This is a genomic window from Duganella sp. CF458, assembly GCF_900113115.1.
Taxonomy (GTDB): domain Bacteria; phylum Pseudomonadota; class Gammaproteobacteria; order Burkholderiales; family Burkholderiaceae_D; genus Rugamonas.
Window position 1 is genome coordinate 1 of sequence record NZ_FOOF01000015.1, and the last position, 21,849, is coordinate 21,849.

24 protein-coding genes are annotated in these 21,849 nt (G+C 60.3%); 8 read left to right on the plus strand and 16 right to left on the minus strand.

Annotated features, from left to right (window positions below; all coding sequences use genetic code 11):
- Nucleotides 1-93: 93 nt before the first annotated feature.
- From BM269_RS21695 to BM269_RS21705, 4 genes are all read right to left on the minus strand, one after another.
- Nucleotides 94-543 (minus strand): hypothetical protein, encoded by a 450-nt coding sequence (locus tag BM269_RS21695; RefSeq protein WP_090441993.1) that lies wholly within the window; start codon nt 541-543, stop codon nt 94-96.
- A gap of 14 nt (nt 544-557) precedes the next feature.
- Nucleotides 558-1,373, minus strand: coding sequence for an APH(3')-I family aminoglycoside O-phosphotransferase (locus tag BM269_RS21700; RefSeq protein WP_090441999.1), 816 nt, complete (start codon nt 1,371-1,373; stop codon nt 558-560).
- A gap of 19 nt (nt 1,374-1,392) precedes the next feature.
- The gene (locus BM269_RS29165) at nt 1,393-1,926 is read right to left on the minus strand and encodes a hypothetical protein (protein ID WP_139232820.1); all 534 of its coding nucleotides are present in this window, start codon (nt 1,924-1,926) and stop codon (nt 1,393-1,395) included.
- 63 nt (nt 1,927-1,989) lie between these two features.
- On the minus strand, nt 1,990-3,183 hold the full coding sequence (locus BM269_RS21705; RefSeq protein ID WP_090442002.1) for a CaiB/BaiF CoA transferase family protein: 1,194 nt from the start codon (nt 3,181-3,183) through the stop codon (nt 1,990-1,992).
- 68 nt (nt 3,184-3,251) lie between these two features.
- Here BM269_RS21705 and BM269_RS21710 point away from each other — a divergent pair, with 68 nt between their 5' ends.
- Entirely contained in the window at nt 3,252-3,599 is a 348-nt protein-coding gene (locus tag BM269_RS21710; protein WP_090442005.1) for a GFA family protein, read from the plus strand.
- Nucleotides 3,600-3,608: 9 nt separating this feature from the next.
- Nucleotides 3,609-3,974: a DUF4870 family protein gene (locus BM269_RS21715; protein ID WP_090442008.1), complete on the plus strand. Its 366-nt coding sequence runs from the start codon at nt 3,609-3,611 to the stop codon at nt 3,972-3,974.
- On the opposite strand, the gene BM269_RS21720 is transcribed toward BM269_RS21715, so the two are convergent.
- The 5 genes from BM269_RS21720 to phaC all read right to left on the minus strand — a co-directional run bounded on the left by BM269_RS21720 (nt 3,969) and on the right by phaC (nt 10,574).
- A complete protein-coding gene (locus BM269_RS21720; protein ID WP_090442011.1) occupies nt 3,969-5,342 on the minus strand; it encodes a cytochrome B6 in 1,374 nt (457 codons plus the stop codon). The two genes, BM269_RS21715 and BM269_RS21720, sit on opposite strands and share 6 nt — an antisense overlap.
- Before the next feature lie 103 nt (nt 5,343-5,445).
- On the minus strand, nt 5,446-6,609 hold the full coding sequence (locus tag BM269_RS21725) for a cystathionine beta-lyase (protein WP_090442013.1): 1,164 nt from the start codon (nt 6,607-6,609) through the stop codon (nt 5,446-5,448).
- A 68-nt stretch (nt 6,610-6,677) separates the two neighbouring features.
- Nucleotides 6,678-8,069, minus strand: coding sequence for a 30S ribosomal protein S12 methylthiotransferase RimO (rimO, locus tag BM269_RS21730; RefSeq protein WP_090442016.1), 1,392 nt, complete (start codon nt 8,067-8,069; stop codon nt 6,678-6,680).
- A gap of 131 nt (nt 8,070-8,200) precedes the next feature.
- On the minus strand, nt 8,201-8,755 hold the full coding sequence (gene phaR / locus BM269_RS21735) for a polyhydroxyalkanoate synthesis repressor PhaR (RefSeq protein WP_090442019.1): 555 nt from the start codon (nt 8,753-8,755) through the stop codon (nt 8,201-8,203).
- 97 nt (nt 8,756-8,852) lie between these two features.
- Nucleotides 8,853-10,574 carry a class I poly(R)-hydroxyalkanoic acid synthase gene (gene phaC / locus BM269_RS21740; protein ID WP_090442022.1) on the minus strand — a complete coding sequence of 574 codons (1,722 nt, stop codon included), beginning with the start codon at nt 10,572-10,574 and terminating at the stop codon, nt 8,853-8,855.
- Nucleotides 10,575-10,610: 36 nt separating this feature from the next.
- Between phaC and BM269_RS21745 the strand changes: the two genes are divergently transcribed.
- Nucleotides 10,611-10,811, plus strand: a complete 201-nt coding sequence (locus tag BM269_RS21745; protein ID WP_090442024.1) for a hypothetical protein — start codon at nt 10,611-10,613, stop codon at nt 10,809-10,811.
- Here BM269_RS21745 and pgeF read toward each other — a convergent pair.
- A complete protein-coding gene (gene pgeF / locus BM269_RS21750; protein ID WP_090442027.1) occupies nt 10,801-11,643 on the minus strand; it encodes a peptidoglycan editing factor PgeF in 843 nt (280 codons plus the stop codon). The genes BM269_RS21745 and pgeF overlap by 11 nt on opposite strands.
- Entirely contained in the window at nt 11,644-12,726 is a 1,083-nt protein-coding gene (locus BM269_RS21755; RefSeq protein ID WP_090442030.1) for an RluA family pseudouridine synthase, read from the minus strand.
- Between the two features lie 83 nt (nt 12,727-12,809).
- On the opposite strand from BM269_RS21755, the gene BM269_RS21760 reads away from it, so the two are divergent.
- The gene (locus tag BM269_RS21760) at nt 12,810-13,607 is read left to right on the plus strand and encodes an outer membrane protein assembly factor BamD (RefSeq protein ID WP_090442033.1); all 798 of its coding nucleotides are present in this window, start codon (nt 12,810-12,812) and stop codon (nt 13,605-13,607) included.
- A gap of 39 nt (nt 13,608-13,646) precedes the next feature.
- Here BM269_RS21760 and yaaA read toward each other — a convergent pair whose 3' ends face one another.
- A complete protein-coding gene (yaaA, locus tag BM269_RS21765; protein WP_090442035.1) occupies nt 13,647-14,405 on the minus strand; it encodes a peroxide stress protein YaaA in 759 nt (252 codons plus the stop codon).
- A gap of 32 nt (nt 14,406-14,437) precedes the next feature.
- On the opposite strand from yaaA, the gene BM269_RS21770 reads away from it, so the two are divergent.
- The 4 genes from BM269_RS21770 to BM269_RS21785 all read left to right on the plus strand — a co-directional run bounded on the left by BM269_RS21770 (nt 14,438) and on the right by BM269_RS21785 (nt 17,752).
- Nucleotides 14,438-14,887 (plus strand): putative toxin-antitoxin system toxin component, PIN family, encoded by a 450-nt coding sequence (locus BM269_RS21770; protein ID WP_090442038.1) that lies wholly within the window; start codon nt 14,438-14,440, stop codon nt 14,885-14,887.
- 80 nt (nt 14,888-14,967) lie between these two features.
- Nucleotides 14,968-16,122 carry a pyridoxal phosphate-dependent aminotransferase gene (locus BM269_RS21775; protein WP_090442041.1) on the plus strand — a complete coding sequence of 385 codons (1,155 nt, stop codon included), beginning with the start codon at nt 14,968-14,970 and terminating at the stop codon, nt 16,120-16,122.
- Nucleotides 16,123-16,140: 18 nt separating this feature from the next.
- Nucleotides 16,141-17,130, plus strand: a complete 990-nt coding sequence (locus tag BM269_RS21780) for an HD-GYP domain-containing protein (protein ID WP_090442043.1) — start codon at nt 16,141-16,143, stop codon at nt 17,128-17,130.
- 61 nt (nt 17,131-17,191) lie between these two features.
- Nucleotides 17,192-17,752 (plus strand): dihydrofolate reductase family protein, encoded by a 561-nt coding sequence (locus BM269_RS21785; protein ID WP_090442046.1) that lies wholly within the window; start codon nt 17,192-17,194, stop codon nt 17,750-17,752.
- Between the two features lie 10 nt (nt 17,753-17,762).
- Here BM269_RS21785 and BM269_RS21790 read toward each other — a convergent pair whose 3' ends face one another.
- Genes BM269_RS21790 through BM269_RS21805 form a run of 4 tightly spaced genes read right to left on the minus strand, consistent with a single transcriptional unit; the run spans nt 17,763 to nt 21,847 of the window.
- Nucleotides 17,763-18,830 carry a tetratricopeptide repeat protein gene (locus BM269_RS21790; RefSeq protein WP_090442049.1) on the minus strand — a complete coding sequence of 356 codons (1,068 nt, stop codon included), beginning with the start codon at nt 18,828-18,830 and terminating at the stop codon, nt 17,763-17,765.
- Nucleotides 18,827-19,726, minus strand: a complete 900-nt coding sequence (locus tag BM269_RS21795) for an ExeA family protein (protein WP_090442052.1) — start codon at nt 19,724-19,726, stop codon at nt 18,827-18,829. Before BM269_RS21795 ends, BM269_RS21790 begins: the two co-directional genes overlap by 4 nt.
- A 1-nt stretch (nt 19,727) precedes the next feature.
- Nucleotides 19,728-21,515, minus strand: a complete 1,788-nt coding sequence (mshL, locus tag BM269_RS21800) for a pilus (MSHA type) biogenesis protein MshL (RefSeq protein ID WP_090442056.1) — start codon at nt 21,513-21,515, stop codon at nt 19,728-19,730.
- On the minus strand, nt 21,512-21,847 hold the full coding sequence (locus BM269_RS21805; protein ID WP_229204739.1) for an MSHA biogenesis protein MshK: 336 nt from the start codon (nt 21,845-21,847) through the stop codon (nt 21,512-21,514). The genes mshL and BM269_RS21805 overlap by 4 nt, the downstream gene beginning before the upstream one ends.
- Between the last annotated feature and the right edge of the window lie 2 nt (nt 21,848-21,849).

The following is a 21,849-nucleotide window of genomic DNA, read 5'->3' on the forward strand; positions in this document are numbered from 1 at the left end:
TTTTTGGCTTTTTAGTGGTCATTACGTCGGTCATGGACAATCCCTTTCGGTATTATTTCATGACCCCGGATTCACACTAAAATTCTGACAGGCTCAAGCGCTGCGATGGACAAGAACGTCCTTGCCTTCCACACGAATAAAGCAAGCGCTGAAAGGGACCGTCTCTTCGTAATAGTCGCCGCCATCGAGATGCATTGTTGTCGCACCGGACGACGTGTCGACGACAAGCCCCTCTCGCCCCTTGTCAACGACGATGGCGCAATGACTTCCACTTACGTTCGAGTGCAAGCGCCACGCGGGCGCTCCAAAATAACCGTGCCCTTCCTCACTTGACAACGCGGGCAGTTCGACCGAGCAAAGACTCGTAATCATCCCGTCATCCAAGTTCACGCCACATAGTTCTCCATCAGACTTCAATACCAGCAAATGGCCGTAGCTCGCCTGAACAGCGCAAACGTCCACGATCCTGGCGCCAGGCATTTCCAACGAGTGCATTGGGCACTCGCGATTATCAGTTGTGAGCAAACCGCTTGCGTTGATCATTTTCCCTCATTCGTTTAGAACAGTTCATCCAACATCAAATGGAACTGCAGCTTTCTTCGGTCCAGGTCATGGACGCCGTACTGCGCAAGGAATCGCTCCTGAAGTGATGCACCGAACTCGCCGAGGCAATTCCAGGCAATCGCAAGGTCCTGGTAGCGATCCGCGATGCCGACTCTCCCCGCATCGATACAGCCCGCAACTTGCCCATCGAGGATAAGAACGTTATCCAGCGAATAATCGCCATGGGAGACCACCGCATCCGACGCCAGCGGCAGTAGCTCTTGCATCGCCGCCCAAACCTGTTCGGCGGTCCAACCTTGGCGATCCTCGTCAAAGTCGTCTTCGTCCACCAGATTTGCATCGATGCGCGCTCGTGCACGAAGCAGGCGACGGTCATGATTGCTGTTGAAAGGGCAATCACTGACTGGGATCGCGTGTATCCGGCGCAGGAACGTTGCGATGGCGTCCACGACAACGGTACGACGGTCGGGACACTCCTCCATAATCCGGTACGCGGTTTGCCCAGCCACCTCCGTCATCAACAACCAAGCCTCACTGGACGTACGGACGAAATGCACAACCATCGGCATAGGCACATGTCTTCCCAGCCAACGCAGCCTTGCCATTTCATCGCTGACGTCGTCGGCGCATATACCTTCGCCATACTTCAAGAACAAATTGGGAGCCCCTGCTTTCCCATGAAGCCGGTAGACCGCACCTCCCGATTGGCCAACAGTATTACGAACCCATTCATACCCGGCCAACTCGGCCGCAATGGCTGGAGGAAGACGGAATGTGCCGCAAGGCTCATCGGATTCTAATTTGAGCATTCGTTCAACCTACGCGGTGTTATGGCACTGGCGGAGATTTAAGCCCAGCCAAAACTTCTGGTGAGCAACGTGAACTGAGGTCTACCGCAACATGTCGGAGAGCTCGACCCTTGTCGCCATCGACTAACGCCTTTACTTCGATCAGTTGGCCGGTACGCAGATTAATCAGTAATTCAACGCCAGGATTGGCCCATCGATTGGCGGAATATCCGGGTTCAAAGAAGCTGAGATTCAAGTAATACGGCAGAATGGATTCGTCGTGGTACCAGGAACCAGTCACCTGCACCTCTTTCATTTCCCTGGATCGTAGTAGGCTCGTAATGCATGCCGGCACCTCGATCCGCTTGTCCCCTAGTGCCAAAACCAAGGAGCTAATTGGCTGCGACGCACGTAGGGGTGCTGAAAATCCGACCTGCAAATTGGCCGGGCCAAATTCCAGCGGAACATCGGGCATCGCACCGCCTGGGCCGATCGGAAGAATGCGGTCTGCGTGGGCGATCGCATTGCTACTTGCGAGGATACCGACAAGTACCCACATAAAAGCTGGCTTCATAGATTTTGACTGTTGGCCTATATCGGCTCAAACGCTGGGTTTCGCAACCTTACGCCGAAGGGATTAGGCTACCACGCCGCGCTCACGCAGCGCGGTGATCGCGGCCGCAGGCACACCCAATGCCAACAACACGCTGTCGGTGTGCTGGCCCAACGTCGGCCCTTGCCAGCGTACTTCACCCGGCGTTTCCGACAGCTTGGGCACGATGCCCGGCATCTTCACATGTACGCCATCTGGCAGCTCCGTATCCAGCAGCATGCCGCGCGCCTGGTAATGCGGGTCGGCGACGATGTCCTTGACCGAATAGATCCGGCCCGCAGGAACTTCGGCGCGCTCCAGCACTGCCAGCACTTCGTCGATGGTATGCGCCGAAGTCCAGCCTGCGATCGCAGCATCGATCAGCTTTTCCTGCGCCGCACGGCCGTCATTTTGCGCGAACTGCGGGTCTTCCGCCATGTCGGCGCGGCCGATCGCATGCATCAGGCGCTTGTATATGGGATTGCTGTTGCCGGCGATGACCACGTACGAGCCGTCGCGCGTCGGATAGGTGTTGGAAGGTGCGATGCCCGGCAGTGCGCCGCCACTGCGTTCGCGTACGTGACCCAGCAAGTCGTACTCCGGCACCAGCGATTCCATCAGGTTGAATACGCTCTCGACCAGCGACACGTCAACCACCTGGCCATCGCCATTCCCCATTTTCACGCGCAGCACCGACATCAGTGCGCCCATCACGGCATGCAGCGAGGCCAGCGAATCGCCAAGGCTCACCCCAACCCGGGCCGGCACACCGCCGGCTTCGCCCGTGGTGTAGCGGATACCGCCCATCGCCTCGCCAATCGCACCGAAGCCCGGACGGTCTTTGTAAGGGCCAGTCTGGCCGTAGCCCGAAATGCGCACCATCGTCAGTTTGGGGTTTAGCGCATGCAGCACATCCCAGCCCAGTCCCAGCTTCTCCAGCGCGCCCGGCTTCATGTTCTCGATCAGCACATCGGCGTCGGCACACAACTGCTTGACCAGTGCAATCCCCTCAGGCGCTTTCAGGTTGATGGAGATGGACTTCTTGTTACGCGACTGCAGGTACCACCATAGCGAAGTCCCCTTGTGGAGCTTACGCCATTTGCGGATTGGATCGCCCTCGCCCGGCGCTTCGATCTTGATCACCTCCGCCCCGAATTCCGCCATCAACCGCGCCGCGAACGGTGCCGCGATCAGCGTGCCGATTTCGATAACTTTAATTCCCTGCAACGGACCCGCCATTTTGCCCACTCCTCTTGCAATTACATTATCATTAGCGCCAAGCCAATCATTCTAACCGGAGGCGAAAAATGCTGTACAAGGGAAGCTGCCATTGCGGCAATGTGAAGTTTGAAGCAGAAGGCAATATCGAAGGCCTGGTAGCCTGCAACTGCTCCATCTGCCAGCGCAAAGGCGCTTTGATGTGGTTCATTCCGCGCAGCAGCCTGACACTGCTGACGCCAGAAGAAGACCAGGCTAGCTACGTTTTCAACAAGCACGTGATCAAGCACCGCTTCTGCCCGAAGTGCGGCATCCACACCTACGGCGAGGGCACCGACCCGAAAGGCAATGCCATGGCAGCCGTGAACGCGCGAGTGCTGGAAGACATTGAGTTGGACAGCTACCCTGTCCAGCATTACGACGGACGCAAACTGTAAGGAGCCGATATGGCACAAGAACTCGTATTCGACAACCAGACCCGCTCGGCCAAAGACTGGGCTTTCTGGCTTTACCTCGGCCACGGCCTGAGCGTGTTTTTCACGCTCGGCGCCGCATCCTTCATTCCACTGATCCTGAACTACATCAAACGCGACGACAGCGCCGGCACCTTCGTCCACAGCCACCACGGCTGGATGATCCGCTCGTTCTGGTGGTACCTGGTATGGATCGCCGTCGGCTGGATGCTGTTCATTACCATTTTCGGTATTCCGCTTGCTTGGCTGGTCTGGGTCGGAGCATGGTTGTGGAAAATCTACCGCCTGATTCGCGGAATTACAGCGCTCAACAACAACGCCCCGGTCGGCAACTCATAAAGTGCGCAGGAAGGCCACCAGTTCGGCCTTCTCTGTCGCCGACAGCCTCGTCTCGAGGATCAGGTTGAAGAATTCCACGGTGTCCTCGAGCGTCAGCAGCCGCCCATCATGCAGATAGGGCGGCGATTCCTTGATGCCCCTTAACGGGAAAGTCTTGATCGGGCCATCGCCCACCATCATTGCGCCCTTCGCTTGGTGTGGCTTGAAGAAGCGCTCCGTGCGCAGGTTGTGCATCATGTTGTCGCTGTAGTGCGGCGGCGTGTGGCACGTTGCGCATTGAGCCTTGCCGAAGAAGAGCGCCTGGCCGCGCAATTCCTGCTCATTGGCTTTGCGCGGATCGAGCTTTCCGGTGACGCCGAGTTTGGGTGCCGGCGGGAAGTCCAGTATGTTCTGGAACTCGCCCATGAAGTGCACCTGGCTGCCGCGCTCCAGCACATTCACCCCCTTCTTGGTTGCGATGACAGGGTCGCCATCAAAGTAAGCCGCCCGCTGTTCGAACTCAGTGAAATCCTCCACCGACTTCAGCGCACGCTGCGACCCGAACAGCCGCTGCAGGTTCACGCCCCGCAGCGAAGGCGTATCAATACGATGACGGAATTCCTGCGGCCGCGCATCGCCTGCGAGGTGGGTTGAGGCATTGGTGTGGCCGTTCGCATGGCAGTCGAAGCAGGTCACGCCACGGCTTGGACGTTCCGAGCGACGGTCCTCGGTCTGATTGAATTGCTGCTGCGGGAAAGGTGTCAGCAACAGCCGCAAGCCCTCCAGCTGCTTCGGATTGAGGATGCCGTTGAACATCTGGTGGAAGTTATCGATGGTCAGCAGCTTGCCCTTTGATACGTCGCCCAGGTCCGGGCGCGTGGTCAGGAAGATCGGCGCCGGGAATTCCGGCAGCAGGTGGTCGGGGAAGTCGAAGGCGAGGTCGAAGCGGTTAAGGTCGCGCTGTTCCTGCTTCTTGATTTCGTCGATGTGGAATTGCGGGAACAACATGCCGCCTTCCGGATGATTCGGATGCGGCAGCGGCAGGAAGCCTTGGGGATACAGGCCTTTTTCGCGGATTTCGTCCGGGTTCATTGCACCCAGCTTGTCCCAGCTCGTCCCGCGCGGCAGCTTGACCCGCACGCCCTCCTGCACTGGCTTGCCGCGGAACATGGCCACGCCATTCGCCGGCCGGTTCGCCAGGTCATACCGGCTTTCCAGGAAGGCTGCCTGCTCGCGCATCAGTCCCGCCCGCGCTGCCTTCATGCGCTCGAAGGTGGTCTGGAAGTCTTCCTTTGCCACAACGGGCATATAGCTTGTCGGCGGCGCCGCGGAAATCAAACAAGTAGCGCCGCACAGCACGGCGCCTGCTGCAATCCTTAGAATTTGCATGACGGTCTCCCCTGCTGAACGTCCGTCCAATGTAAGCAAGTAGAGGGGATCGATCAATACGCGCACGCCATAGTATTGATCAATCGCTTGGATAGCTAACTAGCTACATGGTTGCCAAGGCGCGTTCGATGTCGGCGATCAGGTCGTCGGGATCTTCGAGGCCGATGTTGAAACGGACCAACGTGCCCTTCTCTTTCCAGTTCCTGCGCATGGCTTGCATTCGGTATGGAATGCACAAGCTGTGCGCGCCGCCCCAGCTATATCCGATGCCAAACAGCTTGAGCGAGTCGACGAAGCGGTCGGTTTGCTCTTCGGTGAATTTCTCGTCGAACAGCACAGAGAACAGGCCGCCGGCGCCGGTGAAATCACGCTTCCAGTTGTCGTGCCCAGGACAATCTTCGAATGCGGGGTGCAGGATTTTGCGGATTTCCGGACGAGCCTTCAGCCACGCCGCCACCTTGCGGGCGGCAGCATCGTGCGTTTCAAAACGGATCTTAAGCGTGGGCAGGTTGCGCAGCACGAGGTAGGTGTCATCGGCGCTCACCCCCATGCCAAGACGCATGTGGGCCATGCTGAGGCGCTCGTGCAGCAAGGGATCGCGCGTGACCAGGGCGCCCATCAGCACGTCGGAGCCGCCGGACTGGTATTTGGTCAGCGCCTGCATCACGATGTCGACACCGAGGTCGAAGCCGCGCAGGGCCAGGCCGGCAGACCAGGTGTTGTCGAGGGCGACCAGCACGCCTTTCTGTTTTGCGGCGTCGCAGATTGCGCGCAGGTCGGGGACTTCCATCGACACTGAGCCTGGCGCCTCGGTCCAGATCAGTTTTGTGTTGGGCTGGATCAGTCCTGCGATGCCGGCGCCGATCATCGGATCGTACAGGCGCGCGGTGATGCCGAAATCGGCGGTCAGCCACTTGCCGAGATCGCGATTGGGACTGTAGACGTTATCGGGCAGCAGCACGTCGTCGCCGGATTTCAGCAGCGCGAAATCGCACATGGCGATAGCAGCGAGGCCGCTGGGAGCCAGCAGGCAATGGCTGCCGCCCTCGATTTCGGCCAGGCGGGCTTCGAGCGTGAAGGTGGTGGGGGTGCCGTGCAGGCCGTAGGTGTAGGCGTTCTTTTCTTTCCAGTCGCCAGAGCGCATGGCGGCGACGTTCTTGAACAGGACGGTGGACGCGTGGTGAATCGCGCTGGGAAAGGCGGCAAAACCTTCGGGCGGCACGTAGTCCGTGTGGATGATCTGGGTTTGCAGGTGCTTTTTGGTCATGGCACCTATTCTATCTAAAACCGGTGGATCGGGGTCTGGCCCTGCGGGTCGGACCCCGGCTTACCGTTTTACTGCGCTTCGCCCCACAAATCGTGCGCATCGGCAGTGGTAATCTCAACGTCGTAGAACTGCCCCACGGCCAGCTTTTTCTTCGGATCGAACGGGCGCTTGACGTGAACCACACCATCAATCTCCGGCGCATCCGCAGCCGAGCGGCCGATCGCGCCGCTTGGCGTCAGCTCGTCGATCAGCACCTTCACGGTGGTGCCGATCTTCGCCTTCAGGCGATTACGCGAAATCTCTTCCTGCAGCAGCATCACACGGCCGCGACGCTCTTCGCGCACTTCTTCCGGCACCGGATTGGCCAGTTCGTTGGCAGTCGCACCTTCCACCGGCGAATAGGCGAAGCAACCCAGGCGGTCGATCTGTGCTTCCTTCAGGAAGTCCAGCAGGTATTCGAACTCCGCTTCGGTCTCACCTGGGAAGCCGGCGATAAAGGTCGAACGGATCGTCAGGTTCGGATTCATTTCGCGCCATTTCAGGATGCGCTCCAGGTTCTTCTCACCGGAGGCCGGGCGCTTCATGCGCTTCAGCACGTCCGGGTGGGCGTGCTGCATCGGAATGTCCAGGTAAGGCAGGACATGGCCGTCACCCATCATCGGGATGATTTCATCCACGTGCGGGTAAGGATAAACATAATGCAGGCGCACCCAAGCGCCATACTGCTTGGCCAACTCGCCCAGGGCCTGGGTCAGCTGGGTCATATGGGTCTTCACCGGACGGCCGTTCCAGAAACCGGAACGGAACTTCACGTCCACGCCGTAAGCGGAAGTATCCTGCGAGATCACCAGCAGTTCCTTCACGCCGGCCTTGAACAGGTTCTCGGCTTCGAGCATCAGTTCCGCGATCGGGCGCGACACCAGGTCGCCGCGCATCGAAGGAATGATGCAGAACGAGCAGCGGTGATTGCAGCCTTCGGAAATCTTCAGGTAAGCGTAGTGCTTAGGGGTCAGCTTGATGCCCTGCGGCGGCAGCAGGTCGATGAACGGCTCGTGCGGCTTGGGCAGGTGGGTGTGCACCTGGGCCATCACTTCCCCCACGGCGTGCGGGCCGGTTACGGCCAACACTTTCGGGTGCACCTTCTGGATGATGTCGTCGCCGTCTTTATCTTTCTTGGCGCCCAGGCAGCCGGTCACAATCACCTTGCCGTTTTCCGCCAACGCTTCGCCGATGGCATCCAGCGATTCCTGCACTGCAGCATCGATGAAGCCGCAGGTATTCACGATCACCAGGTCGGCGCCGTCGTAGGACTTGGCGGTCTCGTAGCCTTCAGCGCGGAGCTGGGTCAGGATCTGTTCGGAGTCGACCAGCGCTTTCGGGCAGCCGAGGGAAACAAAACCTACTTTTGGGGCTGGAGTGCCGTCGGTGGGAGTGAGGCGAATGATTTGCTTGGATTGCATGGCAGAGAGCTGATGATTCAGGGCAATCCACCATTATAGCAAAAATGGGGCCGGAAAAAATGGGGACGTACCCCATTTTCCGCAATGCGGAAAAATGGGGTACGTCCCCATTTTTTTCGCCCCTGTTTTTCTTACTTTTTATCGGCCGGAGGTGGCGCGAACGGGAAGGTGCCGAAGATATTCTTGCTCTGGTTCTGCATTTGCTCCTGCATTTGCACAAACAGGCTCTTCGACTGGTCGATGTAGTTATTCATCATGCCTTGCATGATAGGCGCTTGCACATTCATGAACTGGGTCCACATTTCGGGGCTAAAAGACTTGCCGTCGAACGTGGCGGCCCCTTGCGTGAATTTACGCTGGATATCGGTAAATGCCTGGATATTCTTTTCCAGGTAAGAACCCATCATGCCCTGCATTGCATGACCGTAGAAACGGATGATTTGTGCCAGTACGTCGGTAGAGAACATCGGTACGCCACTCGCTTCCTCTTCCAGGATGATCTGGAGCAGGATGCTGCGAGTCAGGTCTTCATTTGTCTTGGCGTCAACGACAGTGAACTCCTCGGCGTCGAGCACGAGTTGTTTCACGTCCGTCAGGGTAATGTAGGAACTGGTCTGGGTATCGTAAAGACGGCGATTGGGGTATTTCTTAATCAAACGTTCAGTACTTTTCTTTGCACTACTCATCGCTGTGTCCCGTTGATATTATTTGCAACCCCATTATAGGGCGAAAAAAAAGCTTTTGGCACGACAATATTGCATTGCAACTTAACGTTACCAAAAATCAATCGGCCTTAGCCTTAACATAACGTCCAGGTGCTGCTTCGATCGGTTCGTATTTGGCGTTGCCCAGCTTACTGCGCGCCTTCACATCCTTGCCGCCATGGCTTGCCAGGAATTCCGACCATTCGCTCCACCAGCTACCCGGATGCTCGGCGGCACCGCTGAACCACTCGTCATGCGAGGCCGGACGGGCGTCATTGGTCCAGTAGCTGCGCTTTTTCTTGGCGGCGGGGTTGATCACGCCGGCGATATGGCCGGAGGCGCCCAGGATGAACTTGTTCAGTTCGGGGTGCTTGTTGTTCAGTAGCTTGGTCGATTGGTAAGCCGAATTCCACGGCACGATATGGTCTTCGCGCGAAGCATAGATGAAGGCTGGCGCGTGGATCTTCGACAAATCGATTTTTTCTCCCGCCACGGTCAGCTTGCCCGGCACTTTCAGGCTGTTTTCCAGGTAAGTGTTGCGCAGGTACCAGCAGAACATCGGGCCTGGCAGGTTGGTCGAATCGGAATTCCAGTACAGCAGGTCGAATGGCGGCGGCTCGTTGCCCTTCAGGTAGTTCGACTGCACGTAATTCCACACCAGGTCGTTCGGGCGCAGGCTGGAGAACGTGCTGGCCAGGTCGCGGCCCGGCATCAGGCCGCCGGATTTCAGCGTCTGCTCGCGCAACTGCACCTGCGGCTCGTCGACAAACACGTTCAGCACGCCGGTATCGCTGAAGTCCAGGAAGGTGGTCAGCAGCGTGATGCCGGCCGCCGGCTGCTCGCCGCGCGCGGCCAGCACGGCCAAGGCGGTCGACAGCAAGGTGCCGCCAACGCAGAAGCCCAGCACATTCAGCTTGTCCTGCCTGGTGATTTCGCGGGCGATGTTGATCGCGGTGATCGTGCCCTTTTCGATGTAATCGTCCCAGGTGGTGCCGGCCAGCGACTGGTCCGGATTGCGCCAGGAGACCAGGAACACGGTGTTGCCCTGCTCCACCGCATAACGCACCAGCGAGTTCTCAGGCTGCAGGTCAAGGATGTAGTACTTGTTGATGCAGGGCGGCACCATCAGCAGGGGGCGCTCGCGCACGGTCTTGGTCAACGGCGTGTACTGGATCAACTGGAACAGCTCGTTCTCGTACACCACCTGGCCTTCGGTGGTGGCCAGGTTGCGGCCCACTTCGAATGCCTTCTCATCGGACAGGGAAATATGGCCCTTCTGGATATCGCCCAGCAGGTTGGCCAGTCCCTTGGTCAGGCTTTCGCCCTTGGTTTCGATCAGCTTCTGGTGCGCTTCCGGGTTCGTAGCCAGGAAGTTGGCCGGCGACATGGCATCGACCACCTGTTGCACCGCAAAGCGGATTTTCTGTTTCTGGTGAGGGCTGGCGTCAACGGCTTCCGCCATTTGCATGAGGAATTTGCTGTTTAGCAGGTATGATGCCGCATTGAACGCGGACACCGGATTGGCCTGCCAGGCTTCGGACGAAAAGCGGCGGTCCTTCAGGGACGGCGCTTTGCCCGTGGTCAGGAATTCCTGCCACAGCGCACCGAACTCGCCCATGTATTCGTTTCGCATCTGCTCCATCGCCTCCGGGCGAACGGTAGCACCTGCATCGCGCAGCAGTGCGGCGCCTGGGACAGCATCCATTTCCGGCATCATCTTGAACCAGGATTGCCATTGGTTGGGATCGCTGATTTGCGCCATCCATGCGTTTGCGAAGGCTTGCGGGTCGGGCATGTTCATTTTCTAAGTCCGTTAAAAATACAATTTGGAAGAAAAATGTTGATTGTTGCTATTGCCTGGCTCTACGTCACAATCCTGATGGCGTTCACGGAACCAACTGTGGTCGCCGGCATTATGACCTTCCTGCTGTATGGCCTGTTGCCATTAGGAATACTATTTTATCTAACAGGCGGCAAACGCCGCAAACGCAAACGGGCAGCCGAAGCCGCCCGTCGTAATGATCCACCTACTCCTTGATCCAGATCAAACTCGCCTGCCTTCCGGTGACCTTATCCCTGCGGTAGGAATAGAAGCGGCTGGCGTCGGTGACCGTACATAAGTCACCGCCGGCCACGTCGCTCACACCGACCCGGCGCAGCGCCAGGCGCGCCAGCGCGTAAATGTCCGCCAGGTATTTGCCGGGCTTTCCGGGCCGGGCAACGAAGGTTGCGCGCACTGCCGTTTCGCCAGCCTCACCCTCGCCCGCAGCAACCGCGCCGGCCAGGAAGGCCGCCAAGACATCTTCGCCAACTTCGAATTCCTGCGGGCCGATCGCCGGACCAAGCCAGGCGATGATTTCGCCGCCACCCTCGCTGGTGCCGGCCTCGGCGCGCATGCCGTCGACTGTCGCCTCCAGTATGCCCCCGGCCAGGCTGCGCCAGCCCGCGTGGGCCGCGCCGACCACGCTGCCGGCGCGATTCGTCAGCAGGACTGGCAGGCAATCCGCCGTCTGGATGGCACACACGGCACCCGGCATGGCTGCAAAGCTGGCATCCGCTTCCGGCACTTCGCCCCGTCCAAGCCGGTCGGCGCGCACTACCGCCGTACCGTGGACTTGCGACAGCCAGGCCGGCTCGGTCGGCAAGCGCCCGCGCAGGATGGCGCGGTTGAATGCCACATTCGAAGGATCGTCGCCAACGTGCACGCCGAGGTTCAGGCCGCCGCCAGCCGTAGCGATGGCCTGCGGGCCCGGCCCGTAAGGCTCCGGGCTCACGCCGCCGCGCCGCGTGGTGCAGACAAAACCGATATTGGCCGGCGCGCCGGGCCAGTCAGGCACCAGCCATTGCGCCCCTTGGAAAGATTGCTGCATTTATTCGTCGTCGAATTCGTCGTCGTAGATATCGTAGTCTTCGTACTCGCCATGCTCGGCTGCAGCGGCGGTCAGGACCGATTCATCAGGCTCCTCGATGCCGGCCCGCTCCATCAGTTCCTTGAAGTCATCGGCCAGCGGCACTACCCACTCCATTGGCTCGCTGCTCATCGGGTGAACCAGGCCGAGGCGGCGCGCCTGCAGCGCCTGGCGCGGGAATACGCTGGCCATATGCTGCTTGCCGTAGACCTGGTCGCCGATCAGCGAAAAACCCAGGTGCGCCATGTGCACGCGGATCTGGTGCGTGCGGCCGGTCTCCAGGCGGCACTGCACCAGCGATACCGGACGACCATCCAGCACACCTTCCGCCAGGCGCTGGTAATGGGTAATCGCCGGCTTGGAGCCCATGCTGGTCGACACCGCCATCTTCACACGGTCCTTCTGGTCGCGGCCCATGGATGCGTCGATCGTGCCGCTCATGCGCGGGGTACCCCACACGATGCACCAATAGACGCGCTTCACGGTACGGGCTTGCAGCTGGCGTACCAGGTCGGTCTGGGTCGGCAGGTCCTTGCCTACCACCATCAGGCCGCTGGTGTCCTTGTCCAGGCGATGGACGATGCCGGCGCGCGGCACGCCGCCCAGTTGCGGCCAGCGGTGCAACAGGCCATTCAGCATGGTGCCGGACCAGTTGCCGGCGCCCGGATGCACGACCAGGCCGGCCGGCTTGTTAATGACCAACAGGTTATCGTCCTCGAACACGATATCGAGCGGCACGTCTTCCGGGGTGAACGCCACGTCTTCCGGCGCCGGCTGCGGGATTACCAGGATTTTTTCATCGCCATACACGGTGGCGCGGACCTTGGCCGGCTTGCCATCGACCGTCACATGGCCTTCTTCGATCCAGGATTGCAGGCGGCCGCGCGAAAACTGTGGCACCAGGCGGGCCACCACTTTGTCCAGGCGCTCGCCGCAGTCGGATTTGCTCAGTTCGAGCTCGATCGGCGCGAGGGGATCGGCCAGGGTATCACCTTCAAAATCGGCGTCAAAATCGTTATCAGGCACTTGTTCTGCCGAATTCATCTCAGGTTTCAATATCACAGCATTCCCATCGGCTATAATCAGCCAAGTTTAGTATTTTGGTTAACGATTCCTTGCACATCAACATGCAAAAAAAATTATCAGTAGTTGCAGCAACAGTCGTACTGTTTAGTTTGTCAGCTTGTGGCCTGTTACCAGAACGCGCGGACGAGACTCGAGGCTGGTCCGCAACGAAATTATACTCGGAGGCCAAGGATGAACAGGCTAGCGGCAACTATGAACGTGCCGTCCAGCTCTTCGAACGCCTCGAATCGAGCTACCCGTTCGGCACTTATGCGCAACAGGCGCAGATGGAAATCGCCTATTCCCACTACAAGGCCCAAGACCAGGCCCAGGCCTTGGCTGCCGTGGAGCGCTTCATCAAGCTGCATCCGAACCATCAAAGCGTTGACTATATGTACTACCTGCGCGGCCTGGTGAACTTCAACGACTCGATCGGCCTGCTGAACTTCCTGTACGAGCAAGACCCGGCGGAACGTGACCCGAAAGCCACCCGCGAAGCTTTTGCCGCCTTCAAGGCTTTGGTCGAAAAGTTTCCTGAAAGCAAATATACGCCGGACGCGATCGATCGCATGAAGTACCTGATCAATGCAATGGCGAAGTATGAAGTCTATGTGGCGCGTTATTACTACCGCCGCGGGGCCTACCTGGCAGCGGTCAACCGCGCCCAGGGCGTGCTGACCGATTACGCGGATTCGCCATCCATCGAGGAAGCGCTGGCGATCATGTACCGCGGCTACGACAAGATGGGTAACCCGACGCTGCGCGACGATACCAAGCGCGTCTTCGTGAAAAACTTCCCTGACAGCAAGATGCTGGAAGACGACGGCATCAAGAAGAAGGCCTGGTACAACGTCTGGTGATGAAGCGAGCGCCTGCCCCACTGGGCGGGCGCTTCAGCATCAGGCTGCGATCTTGCGGCGGAACACCCAGGTAGTGTCATTCGAGGCGTCGGCTTCGAATTTGTAGCCATCCATATCGAACTTCTTCAGCTTGCCCGGCTCGGTGATGTTATGCACCGCCGCATAACGCGCCAGCATGCCGCGCGCCCGTTTGGCGAAGAAGGAAATGATCTTGTATTTGCCGCCCTTCCAGTCCTCGAAGACTGGCGTGATCACCGGCATATCCAGTTTCTTCGGCTTGACCGACTTGAAATACTCGTCCGAAGCCAGGTTGACCAGCACCGGCGAGCCTTCCTTGTTCAGCGCCTCGGTAATCATGTCGCCCCAGAATTCGTAAAGGTTCTTGCCGCGCGGGTTCTGCAGGCGGGTGCCCATTTCCAGGCGGTGCGGGTGGATCAGGTCCAGCGGCTTCAGCATCCCGTACAGGCCGGACAGGATGCGGATGCGCGACTGCGTGTAATCGAGCTGCTTGGCCGACATGGAGCGCGCATCGAGGCCGTCATAGACGTCGCCGTTGAAGGTCATGACAGCCTGCCGCGCCTCGCTGGTGTCCTTGGTCCAGGTGGCGTAGCGCGCCACGTTCAGGGTCGACAAGGCATCGGACAGGTCCATCAGTTCGCCCAATTGATTCGGCGAGAAGTCGCGCAGGCGCTCGATCAACTGCTCCGAATGATCAAGGAACGCAGGCTGCGTTGCGAGTTTGGTGGTTGACGGGGTTTCCAGGTCAAGACTTTTTGCAGGCGACAGCACAATCAGCATAAGATTCAAAATTCAAAACGAAAAACCTCGACATGATACCCGTTCCACCGCATATTTCACCTAAGCGCATCGTCATCGACACCAATGTATGCCTCGACCTGTTCGTTTTCCAGGACCCGCGCTGGGCATCCCTGCTGGTGGCGATTGAAAGCGGCGCGGTCGAAGCGATCACGCGTGCCGACTGCCGGGCCGAATACCTGTTCGTCCTGAACTACCCTCACCTGCCGCTCGATGAACACACGCGCCCTGCCAGCGCAGCTCGATTCGACCGGTACATCAAGGTGGTGCAGCCGCCGGAATCGGGCGCGCGGCTACCGGTGTGCACCGACCGCGACGACCAAAAGTTCCTGGAACTGGCGCGCGACGCGCAGGCCGACATCCTGATCACCAAGGACAAGGCCCTGCTCAAGCTGGCCAAGCGCCTCGCGAAAGCCGGCATGTTCAAAGTCATGCAGCCGGAAAAATGGAGCCTGGAGGCTTGACTTTCTGGTTTTACCCTCGGGGCAACACTTGTTTTATTCGGCTGCGCTAGAATGGAAAAAATGTCCATTTCGTAAGCACGATGAAACAACTGACCTCCCGCCTGCCGCACATCGGCACCACCATTTTCTCGCGCATGTCGGCCCTGGCCGGGCAGCATGGCGCGGTCAACCTGGGCCAGGGCTTCCCTGATTTTGCCTGCGATCCGAAGCTGGTCGACATGGTCACCGTCGCCATGCGCGAAGGTTATAACCAATATCCCACCGGCGTCGGCGCGCTCGAACTGCGCCAGGCTATCGCCGACAAGATCGACCGCATTTACGGCCACCGTTACGACGTCAACACCGAGATCACCGTCACGCCCGGCGCAACGGAGGCGCTGACCACCGCCATCCTGTGCAGCGTGCACCCCGGCGATGAAGTGATCGTGATCGAACCGGCTTACGACAGCTACCTGCCCGCCATCGAACTGGCTGGCGGCGTGCCGGTCCTGGTGCAGATGGAAGTGTCGCCGCACGGCGGATTCAGCGTGCCATGGGCGCGCGTGGAAGCAGCCGTTTCGCCGCGCACGCGCATGATCATCATCAATACGCCGCACAATCCGACCGGCAGCGTGCTGCGCGCGGCCGATATGGAGGCGCTGCGCCAGATCGTGCGCGACACCAACATCCTGATCCTGTCCGACGAAGTCTACGAACACATGGTCTACGACGGCCATCGGCATGAATCGATGTGCCGCTATCCGGACCTAGCCGAGCGCTCCTTTGTGGTATCCAGCTTCGGCAAGACCTATCACGTAACAGGTTGGAAAGTCGGCTACGTCGCCGCACCGGCAATGATGTCGCTCGAGTTCCGCAAGGTCCACCAGTACAACGTGTTCTCGGTGAACACGCCTATGCAGCATGGCATCGCCAGCTATATGGCCGATCCCGCGCCATACGTCGGGCTGCCGGCTTTTTACCAGCGCAAGCGGGACCTGTTCCGCAAAGGCCTGGAGGGCAGCCGTTTTGAATTGCTGCCGGCCGACGGAACCTATTTCCAGTGCGTGCGCTATGACCGCATCTCCTCCCATCCGGAGGCGGATTTTGCGGAATGGCTGACCAGCGAAATCAAGGTAGCCGCCATTCCCGTCTCGGCTTTCTATCGCGACGGCAAAGATTCCGGCATCGTGCGCTTCTGCTTTGCAAAAAAAGACGAGACGCTGGGGCTCGCACTGGAGCGACTGGCGCGCGTATAACAACATCGGGGACAGATCATGAACCAGTACCTCAACAGCCTGCAGGACCTCGGCATGGAAGGCGGATCGCGGTTCGAGCCGCCGCCGTCCGTGCTGCATGAACTCAACCTGGCTAACAAGCGCCTGGAAAAGCTGCTGGGAGACTTGCGCAACGAGCGCAATGCCGACGCCGATTTGCGCAACATCGCGCGCGAAGTGGTGCGCGCGGTCGAACTCAATCCCGATATCGCCCTGGCCTGCCTGTTCCTCAACCAGATCGCCGGCACCTATGCGGTGCGTCACTGCATCGAGACGGCCATCGTGGTGGTGCTGGTGGCGCGCGGCATGGGGAGGGCTGCCGACGAAGTGGTTTCACTGACGGCAGCGGCGCTGACCATGAACGTCGGCATGCTGCGCCACCACGACAACTTCCAGAGCAAGCCCGGTTCGCTGAACAGCGAAGAAATGGCGATCGTGCGGCGCCATCCGGAACACAGTGCGGAATTGCTGAAGTATGCGGGCGTCGAAGACGACGAATGGATCTCCTGTGTGTTGATGCACCACGAGAACGACGACGGCTCCGGGTACCCGGCCGGCATGACCCGCGAACAGATCACCCACAACGCACGCTTGCTAAGCCTGGCCGATCGCTATTGTGCACGTGTCTCGGCACGCAACTACCGCTGCTCGATGCTGCCGGATGAGGCGCTCGAAAAGCTGTTGCACGATCCATTGCATCCCGCCGATCCGGCGCTGCAGGAACAATTCCACCGCCAGGTCGGCAAGTACCCGCCCGGGGTGCTGGTGCGCCTGGCGAACGGCGAGCTCGGTGTCGTGATCGGGCGCGACTGCGGCGACGGCGTGCTTGAAGTGCACTGCATGCGCGACGCGGCGGGCAAGACCTTGGCAACCTCGGTGCAGCGCCGCACCGACCAGGCCGAATGCGCCATCCTCGAAGCCCTCAGCGAAGACCAGGCGGAGCTGCGCTTCAGCATGAAGCAGATCTGGGGCGCCCAGGCCGCGCTTTAGTTTCCCGGCGACGCAGCCCATAGCTGCCAATGCCGGCCCGCCGTTATTCGTGGAGACACGCATGGGACTTCTAACCTTCAGCATCAACGTCACCCTGGACGGCTGCGTCGACCACCAGGAGGGAATTGCCGACGACGAAACGCATGCCTTCTTCACCCGCCTCATGGACGAAGCCGGGGCAATGCTGTGGGGCCGCGTTACCTACGAGATGATGGAGAGCTATTGGCCGACAGTCGCCCGCGGCGAAGTCGAGGCAGCGCCGATGATGCGCGAATGGGCGATCAAGCTGGAGAGCAAGCCGAAGTACGTCGTGTCGTCGACGCGAACGGACTTCCCGTGGACCAATAGCCACCACATCGCTGCCGACCTGCGCTCGGGCATACAACGACTCAAGGACGCGACCCCGGCCGGCGTGCTGCTCGGTAGCGGCAAGCTCGCGACCGGGCTGGATCGCCTGGATCTGATCGACGAGTACAAATTCCTCGTTCACCCCAGGATCGCCGGTCACGGCCCCACCTTGTACCAAGGTGGGCTGCCCGCCACACGACGGCTCGATCTGATCTCGGCCAAGCCGCTTGGCAACGGCACGGTCGCCATGCACTACCGGCGCGCGCGCAGCTAGTTCACTACCTCTAATTCAACTGCTGCAGCCGGCGCTCGACGAAAGCTTGCAGCTCCGGCGCCAGGCGGCCGGTTTCGAGGGCACGCTGGAAGGCCGCTTTCGCTTCGGCATTGCGCTGCTCCGCCTGCAACGCAATCCCCAGCCCCATCCACCATACGCCATTGGCGGGCTGGAGCTGCACTGCCGCGCGGTAATGCTCTGCTGCCTCGCGATGCCGGTTGATCCGCTCCAGCACACCAGCCATCATGGCGCGATAGTCCGCGTTCGATTGAGCGTATGGCAAACTGCGCTCCAGGGTGCCGATTGCATCGCTGCCGGATTCCAGCTGCAGCCTGGCCAATAGCATGGCCATCTGGCTTTGCTCGGGATTGCTTGCTAATGCGCGCTGCAAATGAGCCATTGCATTGCGTTGACGCCCATTTTCCAACAACACGGCAATCAGGGTTTCCCGCGCCGCCAGGTAACGCGGATCGATCTCCAAGGCGTGCTCAAGGTCGGCAATTGCCTCGGTCACCCGCGCCTCCATGAGCTTTTGCTGCGCACGCTGGAACAACGCAGTCGCGGATGCCTGCGCTCCGGGCTCGCGCGAAGCTGGCGACACGGTGCCGCCAGCCGCCAAGGCCGGCCGCGCAGCCGGCTGCATCCTGGGGCTCGAAGGGGATGCGGACGAACGCGCTCGTGCTGGGCGCCGCGCTTCGGCCGATGTGGCCACCGGCGCAACGCTTTCGACCTTGGGGGGGGCAACCGCAGGGACATTTTCAGGCGCCGGCGGCGGCAATCCGTCAACCATTTGCTCGGGCGGCGTGGCTTGCGGCTTCTCCACGGCAGGCGCCTGATTCACAATAGCCTGCGGCCGCACGGGCTTGTCTGCGGTCCGCAGCGCGCTCCAATACCGCCAGCCGGCAAACAGCGCGGCCACCGTCAGCAGCACTGCGCCAAACACGACCAGGATCAGGACCAGGCTGCGATGGCGCGTGCCTTCCTGCGAAACCGCCTGCACCGAACTGGAGAGCCCCGACGTTTGCGGCGTTCCGCCCCGTGCATCCAGGTCTTGCAGCATTTTGTTAATCAGGCTCATAGAATCGACCGGTAAGACAACAATGTGCCCGTAGCGACAAACGCCGCCAGGAGCAGCCCCGTCGCCAGCCAGGGCCAGCGGTGATGCCGCTCCACGGCGGTGTCGCGAACGGCCAACTTCACATGGCGCGTGTCGATCCTTTGCCGTCCTTCGCCATAGGCGGCCAGCATCGATTTATGCGCAATGATGTTGATCAGGCGCGGAACGCCCTTGCTGGCGGCGAACAAGCCACGCACTGCGCCTTTGCTGAACAGGCGCGCGCCGGCAAAGCCGGCCACCCGCAGGCGGTGCGCAAGGTAGTATTCCAGATCGTCGCGCGACAAGCCGCCAAGGTCATGCTGGAAGGTGATCCGCTGCGCCAGCTGGCGTACCGACTTCGCTTGCAGATGTTCATTGAGCTCCGGCTGGCCAAACAGCACGATTTGCAAGAGCTTGCGTTTCTCCGTCTCCAGGTTGGTGAGCAGCCGCAGCGCTTCCAGGCTCTCGCCTGGAATGGTCTGCGCTTCATCCACGCACAGGACGACCCGCCTGCCCTGGCTTGCCAGCTCCATCAGGCGCGCCATCAGGGATTTCAGCAACTGGTGCTGGTCGACATCGCGTTCGAACGCCACCTCAAGCTCGTCCGCCAATGCCAGCAGCAGCGATCGTGGCTCCAGCATCGGATTGGGCAGGTAGGCCGTCACGAAATCTTCGCCCAGCGTTTTCATGAACTGACGGCACAACAGCGTCTTTCCCGTTCCCACTTCGCCGGTAATCTTGATGAATCCTTCGCCGCCGCGCGCAGCCACCAGCAGGGTATTCAGCGCCTCCTGCGAATGCGGGCTGCTGAAGAAATAGCTGGTGTCCGGCGTGATGCCGAACGGCGCTTCCCGCAAGCCGAAGTGGCTCTCGTACATATCAGCGGCGCCCCGTGGTTTTGCTTGGGTCCAGGTCCTCGATGCGGCGCTTGCTCTCCATCAGGTCCTGGCTCCAGTCGCTGGCGGTTTCAACGATGGTCGGTTTGATCAGCACCACCAGCTCGCGTTTTTGGATCGTGTCGGCGGTGCTGCGAAATAGTCCGCCCAGGACGGGAATGCGCCCGGCGACCGGTATCTGCGAGCGATCGGCACTGGTCGATTGGCGCATCAGGCCACCGATGGCGACCACGCTGCCGTTCTCTCCCCGCACCATGCTGTCCATTTCGGAGGTGGCCGAAGCGGCCAGCGGCAGGTTCAGGCTGCCCGCATTCCCCAGGTTGATATTCTTGTTAACAGTCGACACCTGGCTCACGGACGGGTGCACGTGCAGGATGATATTGCCCTTCTCATCGATCTGCGGCGTCACGTCCAGCACCACGCCAGAGAAGAACGGCTGCAGCGTCACGTTCGGCGAGACGGTACCGTTTCCCGTCGCGTTGGTATTGGTCGTAGTACTGACGCCGGTAACGAAGAACTCATCGGTACCGATCTTCAGCACGGCTTTCTGGTTGTTGAGCGTTGCAATCCGCGGGCTGGACAGCACGTGCACCGTGCCCTGCGATTCAAGGAAGGAAATCAAGGCCGCAAAATTCGAGCTCTGGAACGCCAGGCCGAACAGGGAACCTGGAGCGCCGGTGGCGGCGGCCAGTGCGCTGCCCGGCGTGGCCAGCAGGCCGTTTGGTTGCCCCATCAGCGAGGTAACGCCGTTGATACGCGGTGCCAGCGCCGTGCCGGGTCCGACCATCCCGGCTGAAATACGCGATCCGAAAGCGGCCCAGTTGATGCCCGACTGCGCTTTTTCGCTCAACTCCACTTCAAGGATCTTTGCCTCCAGGATGACCTGGCGCGCGACGGCCAATTGCGTGGCCTTCAGGTAGCGGTCGACATTCCTCAAGTCTTCCGGCATGCCGCGAATCACCACCAGCCCGGACTGCGGGCTGACCACCACCGTGCGCCCGTCCTTGCCGCTGCCGACAATCGCTTCCAGCGACAGCTTCAGTTCCGCCCAGAAGTCCGATTCGGAGCGTGTGGTCACGTTGGCCGCTTCGTCCAGCACGTTGGCGTTGGGAGAATTCGGATCGCCGCTATTGTTGTTGCGGTTCTGGCGGTTGTTGTTATTGTTGTTATCGGCGCCATTGTTGTTGCCGCCGCTATTGTTTGCAACGTTCTGCACCGAGGTCGACGTCACGCGCAGGTTCGACGATCCGCGCCGCGCCGCGGTCAGGTAATTCACCTGGAACATCCTGCTTTGCATGGTCAGCGGCCTGATCGAGATCCGCGTACCTTCGACGCGATAATCGTAGCCGTACATCTCGCGCACCGCTTCCAGCGCCTCGGGAATGGTGACGTCCTTCAGGTTGGCCGTGATGTTTCCGCCCACTTCCGGATGCACCAGCATGTTGTAGCGCGTGCCCGCGACCAGCGAATGGAAAAACTGCTGGGCCGGCACGTCGTTAAAGGCGACATTGAAGCGCTCCTCCAGCACCGGCCGCGCCTTCGGCAGTTGCGCCGCCAATTGTTCGGCCGAGGGCAGCAAGGCGTCGGACACCGGGCCAGGGACCGCTGCGCCGGCCGCGGCCTGTGCGGCCGACTTCATTTCGCTGCTGATGGTGTTGTAAGTGTCGCGCATTGGCGTCTGGGTGCATGCCGCCAGCAATGCCAGCACGCCGCTTCCAGCCATGAGCCGGCATCTGCGCGGGGCTTTCGAGAGGATCGTGTTCTTTGTCATGGCTGTTGCGCCTTTTCGTGTCCCGATGATACCAATTTAAGCACCTGCTTTCGTTTGCCGCGTTGCAGGACCACAGCGCTCTCGCGTACCTCCACCAGGATTGCCCCATCCACCTTGCCCCCCAGCGGCACGATCGCACCGTCGATGACCGCCAGCCTGCGCCCCCCCGGCCGCCTGGCCAGCAACACCGACTGCAACTGCGGGCCGGTTGCCGCCGGTACCGCAGGTAGCGCTTTATCGGCCGGTGGCAGCAGCACTTCCGGCGGTGGGCGCGTAGGATCCGGCAGCGCTTGCTGCGCCATCGCCGTCTGCCAGGCCAACATGGCCAACATGG

Bases quoted from the DNA above. Each gene is read 5' to 3' on its own strand.
- BM269_RS21725 (WP_090442013.1), bottom strand. From the start codon at position 6,609: ATGACCAAAAAGCACCTGCAAACCCAGATCATCCACACGGACTACGTG.
- BM269_RS21745 (WP_090442024.1), top strand. From the start codon at position 10,611: ATGTTGATTGTTGCTATTGCCTGGCTCTACGTCACAATCCTGATGGCG.
- BM269_RS21770 (WP_090442038.1), top strand. From the start codon at position 14,438: ATGATACCCGTTCCACCGCATATTTCACCTAAGCGCATCGTCATCGAC.
- phaR (WP_090442019.1), bottom strand. From the start codon at position 8,755: ATGAGTAGTGCAAAGAAAAGTACTGAACGTTTGATTAAGAAATACCCC.
- BM269_RS21760 (WP_090442033.1), top strand. From the start codon at position 12,810: ATGCAAAAAAAATTATCAGTAGTTGCAGCAACAGTCGTACTGTTTAGT.
- pgeF (WP_090442027.1), bottom strand. From the start codon at position 11,643: ATGCAGCAATCTTTCCAAGGGGCGCAATGGCTGGTGCCTGACTGGCCC.
- BM269_RS21700 (WP_090441999.1), bottom strand. From the start codon at position 1,373: ATGCTCAAATTAGAATCCGATGAGCCTTGCGGCACATTCCGTCTTCCT.
- BM269_RS21695 (WP_090441993.1), bottom strand. From the start codon at position 543: ATGATCAACGCAAGCGGTTTGCTCACAACTGATAATCGCGAGTGCCCA.
- BM269_RS21705 (WP_090442002.1), bottom strand. From the start codon at position 3,183: ATGGCGGGTCCGTTGCAGGGAATTAAAGTTATCGAAATCGGCACGCTG.
- BM269_RS29165 (WP_139232820.1), bottom strand. From the start codon at position 1,926: ATGAAGCCAGCTTTTATGTGGGTACTTGTCGGTATCCTCGCAAGTAGC.
- BM269_RS21805 (WP_229204739.1), bottom strand. From the start codon at position 21,847: ATGTTGGCCATGTTGGCCTGGCAGACGGCGATGGCGCAGCAAGCGCTG.
- yaaA (WP_090442035.1), bottom strand. From the start codon at position 14,405: ATGCTGATTGTGCTGTCGCCTGCAAAAAGTCTTGACCTGGAAACCCCG.
- BM269_RS21710 (WP_090442005.1), top strand. From the start codon at position 3,252: ATGCTGTACAAGGGAAGCTGCCATTGCGGCAATGTGAAGTTTGAAGCA.
- phaC (WP_090442022.1), bottom strand. From the start codon at position 10,574: ATGAACATGCCCGACCCGCAAGCCTTCGCAAACGCATGGATGGCGCAA.
- BM269_RS21795 (WP_090442052.1), bottom strand. From the start codon at position 19,726: ATGTACGAGAGCCACTTCGGCTTGCGGGAAGCGCCGTTCGGCATCACG.
- BM269_RS21755 (WP_090442030.1), bottom strand. From the start codon at position 12,726: ATGAATTCGGCAGAACAAGTGCCTGATAACGATTTTGACGCCGATTTT.
- BM269_RS21720 (WP_090442011.1), bottom strand. From the start codon at position 5,342: ATGCAAATTCTAAGGATTGCAGCAGGCGCCGTGCTGTGCGGCGCTACT.
- BM269_RS21780 (WP_090442043.1), top strand. From the start codon at position 16,141: ATGAACCAGTACCTCAACAGCCTGCAGGACCTCGGCATGGAAGGCGGA.
- BM269_RS21775 (WP_090442041.1), top strand. From the start codon at position 14,968: ATGAAACAACTGACCTCCCGCCTGCCGCACATCGGCACCACCATTTTC.
- BM269_RS21785 (WP_090442046.1), top strand. From the start codon at position 17,192: ATGGGACTTCTAACCTTCAGCATCAACGTCACCCTGGACGGCTGCGTC.
- BM269_RS21715 (WP_090442008.1), top strand. From the start codon at position 3,609: ATGGCACAAGAACTCGTATTCGACAACCAGACCCGCTCGGCCAAAGAC.
- BM269_RS21790 (WP_090442049.1), bottom strand. From the start codon at position 18,830: ATGAGCCTGATTAACAAAATGCTGCAAGACCTGGATGCACGGGGCGGA.
- mshL (WP_090442056.1), bottom strand. From the start codon at position 21,515: ATGACAAAGAACACGATCCTCTCGAAAGCCCCGCGCAGATGCCGGCTC.
- rimO (WP_090442016.1), bottom strand. From the start codon at position 8,069: ATGCAATCCAAGCAAATCATTCGCCTCACTCCCACCGACGGCACTCCA.